The following is a 6,038-nucleotide window of genomic DNA, read 5'->3' as shown; positions in this document are numbered from 1 at the left end:
GAGCAGGTTCAAGACCTCAGGAGGCCAACGGGTTACCCCGAGCCCGGTGCCACAGATGGTAGCGCTCCCTCTGCGACGACACACAAGGAGGCCAGCCCCCTGGCCGATCCGGCACCAGACCCGGCCCCGATCGGCCGGGGGGGCCGGCCTCCTACCGCTCCCCGAACCGTCCGTAGGAGACCAGCCCCTGGCCGATCCGGCACCAGACCCGGCCCGCTCGGCCGGAGGGCCGGCCTCCTACCGCTCCCCGAACCGTCCGTAGGAGGCCAGCCCCTGGCCGATCCGGCACCGGACCTGCCCCCGATCGGCCGGGGGGCCGGCCTCCTACCGTTTGCCCGGGCCCTTCTTCGGGCCACCCTTGCGCCCCGTCTTGCGGCCGGTCGGCGCTGGCCGCGCCGCCTTCTCCACCCCCAGGTGCTGGGTACGCACCTCGCCGCCGCGCTGGCGTACGGCCTTGCCGCCGCGGGTCACGCGCCCGCCGGCGGCCGGTCGCGCCCCGCCGCCCTTGCTGCCCCCCTTGCCCCCGGTACCCGCCGGCTGCCAGGTGGGGATCAGGTGGTGCTTGCCGTTGCCGATCAGGTCGCGCCGGCCCATGCGCTTCAGCGCATCGCGCAACAATGGCCAGTTATCCGGGTCGTGATAGCGCAGGAACGCCTTGTGCAGCCGCCGCGCCCGCGCCCCGCGGGCCACGGAAAGCCGCGAATCCGCCCTGCGCCGCACGCCCCGCAGCGGGTTGCGCCCGGTGTGCCACATCGCGGTGGCCAGGGCCATGGGACTGGGCAGGAAGGCCTGCACCTGGTCGGCGCGGAAGCCGTTGCGCTTGAGCCACAGGGCAAGGTTCAGCATGTCCTCGTCGGTGGTGCCCGGATGCGCGGCAATGAAGTACGGGATCAGGTACTGCTCCTTGCCCGCCGCCTTCGAGTACTTCTCGAACATCGCCTTGAAGCGGTCGTAGGTACCCATCCCCGGCTTCATCATGTGACCGAGCGGGCCCTCCTCGGTGTGCTCCGGGGCGATCTTCAGATACCCGCCGACATGGTGCGTCACCAGCTCCTTCACGTATTCCGGCGACTCGATCGCCAGGTCGTAGCGCAGACCCGACGCGATCAGCACCTTCTTCACCCCCGGCAGCTCGCGCGCCTTGCGATACAGGCGGATCAGCGGCGCATGGTCGGTGTTCAGATTGGAACAGATCCCGGGATACACGCAGGACAGGCGCCGGCAGTTCTTCTCGATCTCCGGGTCCTTGCAGGCCAGGCGGTACATGTTCGCGGTGGGCCCGCCCAGATCCGAGACCACCCCGGTAAAGCCCTCCACGCGATCGCGCATCTCCTCGATCTCGCGCAGGATGCTGTCCTCCGAGCGGCTCTGGATGATGCGCCCCTCGTGCTCGGTGATGGAACAGAAGGTGCAGCCGCCAAAGCAGCCGCGCATGATGTTCACCGAGAAGCGGATCATCTCCCAGGCCGGGATGCGCGCATCGCCGTAGGACGGATGCGGGGCGCGCGCGTAGGGCAGGTCGAACACCGCGTCCATCTCCGGGGTCGACAGCGGCACCGGCGGCGGGTTGAGCCACAGCTCCTTGTCGCCGTGGCGCTGCACCAGCGCCCGCGCATTGCCCGGGTTGGTCTCCAGGTGCATCACCCGCGAGGCATGGGCGTACAGCACCGCGTCGCCCTTCACCTGCTCGAAGGCCGGCAGGCGGATCACGGTGCGGCTGCGCGGCGTGCCCTTCGGGATCTCGCGGTGGAAGCGCACCACCTGCGCTTCGGCATCACCCCCGGATCCGGGTTGCGTGCCCGATTCCTGCCCGGTCGCGCAGGCCTGCGCCGAGGTCTCCGCATAGGGATCCGGGTTGGCATCCACCGGCCCCGGGGTATCCACCTCGGAGGAATCCAGCACCACGTGATCGCCCGGCACCCGGTCGCGCAGGAACGCGGTGCCGCGCAGATCGTTGATCTCGCGCGGATGCTCGCCCCCGGCCACGCGATGCGCCAGCTCCACCAGTGCGCGCTCGGCGTTGCCGAACAGCAGGATGTCCGCGCGCGAATCCAGCAGCACCGAGCGGCGCACCTTGTCCTGCCAGTAGTCGTAATGGGCGATGCGCCGCAGGCTCGCCTCGATCCCGCCGATCACCACAGGCACGTCGCGGAAGGCCTCGCGCACCCGCTGGCTGTACACGACCACCGCGCGGTCCGGGCGCCTGCCGTGCACGTCTCCGGGGGTATAGGCATCGTTGGAACGCTTCTTCCGCTCCGCGGTGTAGTGGTTGACCATCGAGTCCATGTTCCCGGCGGTCACGCCGAAGAACAGGTTCGGCCGCCCCAGCGCGCGGAACGCCTCGGCCGAGGTCCAGTCGGGCTGGGCGATGATGCCGACGCGAAAGCCCTGCGCCTCCAGCAGCCGGCCGATGATGGCCATGCCGAAGCTGGGATGGTCGACATAGGCATCCCCGGTGACCAGCACGATGTCGCAGGAATCCCAGCCGAGCTGGTCCATCTCCTCGTGCGTGGTCGGCAGGAACGGCGCCGTGCCGAAGCGTTTGGCCCAGTACGGACGGCGGTCGAACAGACCGGGTACGGTCTCGTCGGCGATAACGGGTACGGATGCGGACATGCGGCCTCGTTCCGGGGATTCCGGAGCACTGCGATCGGGTAATCGCGTATTACACGCGCGCGCGGCCCGGGCTTCAACCGGACCCGCGCGCGGCAGGGGCTTCAGACGTGCCGTGCGTCGCGCACGCCGGCGTACTGCACCCCGGCCAGACGGGCCAGATCGCGATCGAAGGTCGACAGATCGTTGGGGCCGAAGTCCTCCAGCCGCGCATGACCGCTGGCCCGCGCCAGGACGCGCGCCAGTTCGGTGGCGTCGGTCAGGAACCGGCCCAGACGCGCCGCCCCGGTCTCCACATCCAGACGCGCACGCAGCCGCGGATCCTGGGTAGCCACGCCGGTCGGGCACTGGTTGGTGTGGCAGATCCGCGCCCCCACACAGCCGATCGCCTGCAGCGCGGCGTTGCCCAGGGCCACGCCGTCGGCGCCCAGCGCCAGCGCCTTGACCCAGTCCGCCGGGGTGCGCAGCCCGCCGGTCACCAGCAGCGTCACGCGGCCCGAGGCCCCGGTGGCATCCATGTGCCGGCGTGCGCGCGCCAGCGCCGGGATGGTCGGCACCCCCATGTGGTCGCGCAGCAGCGCCGGCGCGGCCCCGGTGCCGCCTCCACGGCCATCCAGGATGATGTAGTCGGCACCCGCATCCAGAGCAAAATCGATGTCCGCCTCGATGTGATGCGCGGCCAGCTTGAAACCCACAGGGATCCCCCCGGAGCGCTGCCGCACATCATCAGCGAAGCGACGGAAATCCTCCGGCGTGCGCAGCCCCGGATCGGCGGGTGGCGACACCGCGTCCCGTCCGGCCTCGATCCCGCGTGCCTGCGCGATCTCGTCGGAAACCTTGCACCCGGGCAGCACGCCGCCCACGCCGGTCTTGGCCGCCTGCCCCGCCTTGAAATGGAAGGCCTGCACGCGTTCGGGCACGGAATCGTCGTAACCGAAATGCGCCGGCCCCAGCTCGAACAGATAGCGCGACGCCACCTCCGTCTCCTCCGGCAGCATCCCGCCCTCGCCGGAACATACCCCGGTACCGGCCTGTTCCGCGCCCCGCGCCAGCGCCATCCGCGCCTCGCGCGACAGCGACCCGTAGCTCATGTCGGTCACCAGCCAGGGCATGGACAGCCGCAGCGGCCGCTGCGCCTGCGGCCCGATCACCAGCTCGGTGGCCACCTCGGCACCGGCCTCCAGCGGCCGGCTCGCCAGCTGGGCCGCCAGCAGCTGCAGCGCATCCCAGGTCGGCAGCTCGTCGCGCGGCACGCCCATCGCCACCGTGGGCCCGTGCGCACCCAGCCCTTCCAGGCCGTCGCGCGCCAGGGCATGGATGAACTCGACATGCGGCTCGGTCGCGGTCGCGCGCGGGTCGGGCGGTGCGTCGGACCCGCCGGCCCCGTCGCCCGCATCGTTCCCGGCGTTCCCGCCCGGCTCCGACGCGGGTTCCGGCGCCTCCCCGACCTGCGCGTCCAGTCCGGCGTGCGTGCCATCACAATAGGGCAGATTGCCCGACTGCTTGCACTGGCAGAGGAACGCCTCGCCATCCTCCTGCGCGGTAAACGCCAGCGGGCCCAGGCCCGTCCCCGCGTGGGAACCGTCACAGAACGGCTGGTTCGCCGAACGCCCGCAGCGGCAGAAGTAGTACTCCTTCCCCTTCTCCAGCTCCACGCCACGCGGTTCCAGTGCCGCAATCACGGGTCGGCTCATCGTGTCCTCCTGTCGGGTTGTCCGGCTCACCCGACATGAACCCACAAACCCGCACCCCGGCGCAAACCGCCCGGCCCGGCCGCCCCGTCTGGGCGCAATGACGCCCGCGGGCGTATCATGAGCGATCGTGCCATCTGCCCCCGGGAGCCCCGCATGAACCAGGTCGACCACCGCAACACCCGCCGCGACTACACCCGCGCCGAGCTGCGCCGCAGCGACCTGACCGCGGAGCCCGCACAGCTGCTGGCCCGCTGGCTGGAAGAAGCGCGCGAGGCCGGCAACCCCGATCCCACCGCCATGACCCTGGCCACCGCCGACGCCGACGGCCAGCCCTCGGCGCGCATCGTCCTCTTCAAGCATTTCGAGGGCGAAGGCCTTTGCTGGTACACCGACTCGCGCAGCCACAAGGGCCGCGACCTCGCCGAGAACCCCCGCGCCGCGCTGCTGTTCTACTGGCCCGAGACCGAACGCCAGATCCGCGTCGAGGGCAGCGTCAGCGCCCTGCCCGCCGAGCTCGCGGACGACTACTTCACCCAGCGGCCCGGCGGCAGCCGGCTGGCCGCCGCCGCCTCCCTGCAGAGCCAGCCGGTGGATGACCGCGCCACCCTGGAGCAGCGCGTGAAGGACCTGGAACAGCAGTACCCCGACGGCAACGTCCCCCGCGACCCGGCCTGGATCGGCTACCGCCTCGCGCCCGAGCTCTTCGAATTCTGGCAGGGCCGCGCCAGTCGCCTGCACGACCGCTTCACCTACCATCACAACGGCGAACACTGGGAAATCACCCGCCTGATGCCCTGAACCGGTGCTCCTGAAGCGCGCCATGCAGACGGCCCCCATGCGGGAGCCGGGTTCCCTCACCGATTATCCACGGCAACCCTACCGCCCCCGCCTCCGAATCTGCTAGGATGCGCAGCGCTACTGGCGACGGTCGCAACAACCGACCGGGTCGGAGCACGGAGAGGTGCCGGAGTGGTCGAACGGGGCGGTCTCGAAAACCGTTGTACGCGCGAGCGTACCGAGGGTTCGAATCCCTCCCTCTCCGCCAGAATTCCGCAGGAGCGTGCTTGCACGCGAAAAAGGGGCCCACGCGGCCCCTTTTCTATGCGCATCCCCCCGCAGGCGCCCGTGAACATGCCCGTAGGAGGCCGGCCCTCCGGCCGATTCCCCGTCCGGCCAATCCCTGCGCCTGATCGGCCAGAGGCTGGCCTCCTACCTGCGGGCGTTCAGCCCCCTTGACCGGACGCCGCCGGAGCCTTAAATTACGCCTCTTCCGGGGCGGTTAGCTCAGCGGTAGAGCACTGCCTTCACACGGCAGGGGTCGCTGGTTCGAACCCAGCACCGCCCACCATATCTCCCGGAGAAGCGGCCCGTGGCATTGCCCGGGCCGCTTTTTCGTGTGGGGTAATGCCCGGTGAGGTGTCGGCCCTGTGGGAGGCCAGCCCCCTGGCCGATTGTAGGAGGCCAGCCCCCTGGCCTCCTTGTGTGTCGTCGCAGAGGGAGCGCTACCATCTGTGGCACCGGGCTCGGGGTAACCCGTTGGCCTCCTGAGGTCTTGAACCTGCTCCGTAGATCGGTCCCCGCGCCCTTCTCATCTCGAAGTTTGAACGGTATCCAAGCCCCCCGTGAAGGACGGGTGAGGCTGTACGGACAAGGCGAGAGGACGAGATGGCTCATATCGGCATTGATGTCAGCAAGAACAAGCTCGACTGCATGTGGGTTCGGGATCTGGAG

The 6,038-nt window shown here is 70.2% G+C and carries 3 protein-coding genes and 2 tRNA genes; 3 read left to right on the top strand and 2 right to left on the bottom strand.

Translation table 11 applies throughout. The features are described from left to right. Positions 1 to 324: 324 nt before the first annotated feature. Positions 325 to 2,616, bottom strand: coding sequence for a YgiQ family radical SAM protein (locus D893_RS13560; protein ID WP_110620073.1), 2,292 nt, complete (start codon positions 2,614 to 2,616; stop codon positions 325 to 327). Between the two features lie 101 nt (positions 2,617 to 2,717). After that, positions 2,718 to 4,307: a glutamate synthase-related protein gene (locus D893_RS13555; protein ID WP_110620072.1), complete on the bottom strand. Its 1,590-nt coding sequence runs from the start codon at positions 4,305 to 4,307 to the stop codon at positions 2,718 to 2,720. 153 nt (positions 4,308 to 4,460) lie between these two features. On the opposite strand from D893_RS13555, the gene pdxH reads away from it, so the two are divergent. From pdxH to D893_RS13540, 3 genes are all read left to right on the top strand, one after another. Then, positions 4,461 to 5,105 carry a pyridoxamine 5'-phosphate oxidase gene (gene pdxH, locus D893_RS13550; protein ID WP_018870748.1) on the top strand — a complete coding sequence of 215 codons (645 nt, stop codon included), beginning with the start codon at positions 4,461 to 4,463 and terminating at the stop codon, positions 5,103 to 5,105. 157 nt (positions 5,106 to 5,262) lie between these two features. Then, a tRNA-Ser gene (locus D893_RS13545) sits at positions 5,263 to 5,352 on the top strand. Positions 5,353 to 5,580: 228 nt separating this feature from the next. Beyond that, positions 5,581 to 5,655: transfer RNA gene (locus tag D893_RS13540), tRNA-Val, on the top strand. Positions 5,656 to 6,038 lie beyond the last annotated feature (383 nt).

Source organism: Thioalkalivibrio sp. ALE21 (genome assembly GCF_003208255.1).
Lineage (GTDB): Bacteria > Pseudomonadota > Gammaproteobacteria > Ectothiorhodospirales > Ectothiorhodospiraceae > Thioalkalivibrio > Thioalkalivibrio halophilus.
Note: the sequence above shows the minus strand (reverse complement) of the source record. Positions and strands in the feature narration are given on the sequence as shown.

Coding starts and splice junctions, on each gene's coding strand:
- D893_RS13560 (WP_110620073.1), bottom strand. CDS start 2,616: ATGTCCGCATCCGTACCCGTTATCGCCGACGAGACCGTACCCGGTCTG.
- pdxH (WP_018870748.1), top strand. CDS start 4,461: ATGAACCAGGTCGACCACCGCAACACCCGCCGCGACTACACCCGCGCC.
- D893_RS13555 (WP_110620072.1), bottom strand. CDS start 4,307: ATGAGCCGACCCGTGATTGCGGCACTGGAACCGCGTGGCGTGGAGCTG.